This window comes from Parvibaculum sp. (genome assembly GCF_049671045.1).
GTDB lineage: Bacteria > Pseudomonadota > Alphaproteobacteria > Parvibaculales > Parvibaculaceae > Parvibaculum.
This window is the reverse complement of record NZ_JBATUH010000148.1, coordinates 1-1,683: the sequence shown is the minus strand read 5'-3', so window position 1 is coordinate 1,683 and position 1,683 is coordinate 1. Positions and strand designations below refer to the sequence as shown.

1 protein-coding gene is annotated in these 1,683 nt (G+C 67.1%); it reads left to right on the top strand.

Annotation, left to right across the window (positions count from 1 at the left end; translation table 11 throughout):
- On the top strand, positions 1–1,683 hold a 1,683-nt coding region (locus WBG82_RS16310; RefSeq protein WP_424426045.1), incomplete at both ends, for an ATP-binding cassette domain-containing protein.

Genomic DNA, 1,683 nt, shown 5'->3' with positions numbered 1-1,683 from the left:
GGCTGATCGCCATGAACGCCGGCGAAATCCTCGCCACCGGTTCACCGCAGGAACTGCTGGACCGGACCGGCGCCGCCGACCTGGACGCGGCTTTCGTGGCGCTGTTGCCGGAAGAGGCGCGGCGCGACCACCACGAGGTGGTCATTCCGCCCCGCCCCGCCGGCGAAACGGCGGAGATCGCCATCGAAGCCGAGCACGTCACGGTGAAGTTCGGCGATTTCACCGCCGTCGATGACGTGAGTTTCCGCATCCCGCGCGGCGAGATCTTCGGTTTTCTCGGCTCCAACGGCTGCGGCAAGACCACGACCATGAAGGTGCTGGCCGGCCTGTTGCCGGCAAGCGCGGGCGTGGCGCGGCTGTTCGGCGGCGAGGTTGACCCAAAGGACATGGCCGTGCGCCAGCGCGTCGGCTACATGAGCCAGGCGTTCTCGCTCTACACGGAGCTGACAGTCAGCCAGAACCTGAAGCTGCACGCGGAGCTGTTCGGCATGGAGGCCGCGGCCATCGGCCCGCGCATGCGCGAACTGGCCAGCCGGTTCGATCTTGAGGACGTCATGGACGCCCTGCCGGACGATCTGCCGCTGGGCGTGCGCCAGAGACTGTCGCTGGCCGTCGCCATCATCCACGGCCCGGTCATCCTGATCCTCGATGAACCTACCTCCGGCGTCGACCCGGTGGCGCGCGACAATTTCTGGCGGATTCTGTCCGACCTGTCGCGCCGGGACAACGTCACGATCTTTGTCTCCACTCACTTCATGAACGAGGCGGGCTGGTGCGATCGCATTTCGCTGATGCACGCCGGGCGCGTGCTGATCTCCGATACGCCGGAAGCGATCACCAGGGCCTACCACGCCGACACGCTGGAGGACGCCTTCATCGCCTGCCTGGAAGAGGCGGTGAAGCAGACCGACCCGACCGCCGGACAACCGCCCGCCACGGAGGCGGGAGAGACGGAGGCGGCGACGCCGGAACACGCGAGCCATATCCGGCGCGGCTTCGATCTGCGGCGGATGCTGGCCTATTCCCGGCGCGAGGCGCTCGAGCTGCGCCGCGACCCCATCCGCGCCACGCTGGCGATCATCGGCACGGTGCTGCTGATGTTCGTCATCGGCTACGGCGTCAACATGGACGTGGAGAACCTCAGCTTCGCCGTTCTGGACCGGGACAACACCACCACGAGCCGTGATTACGCCCAGCAGATTTCCGGCTCTCGCTATTTCACGGAGAAGCCGCCCATCGCCAGCTACGAGGAGCTGGACCGGCGCATGCGCAACGGCGACATCAGCCTGGCCATCGAGATTCCCTCCGGTTTCGCCAGGGACGCGGCGCACGGCCGCCCCGTCGAGATCGCCGCCTGGATTGACGGCGCCATGCCGCAACGGGCCGAAACCATCCGCGGCTACGTGCAGGGAATGCACGCCGCCTGGCTGCAACAGAAGACGCGGGAACTGCTGGGCGCGGCCGCCAACGCGGGCGCGTTCGAGGTGGCCATCCGCTATCGTTACAACCCGGACCTGCAAAGCCTGGTGGCCATGGTGCCGGCGGTCATCCCCCTGTTGCTGCTGATGATCCCCTCCATGCTGTCGGCGCTGGCGGTGGTGCGGGAGAAGGAGCTGGGCTCGATCATCAACTTCTACGTGACGCCGGTGACGAAGCTGGAGTTCCTGCTGGGCAAGCAGGCGC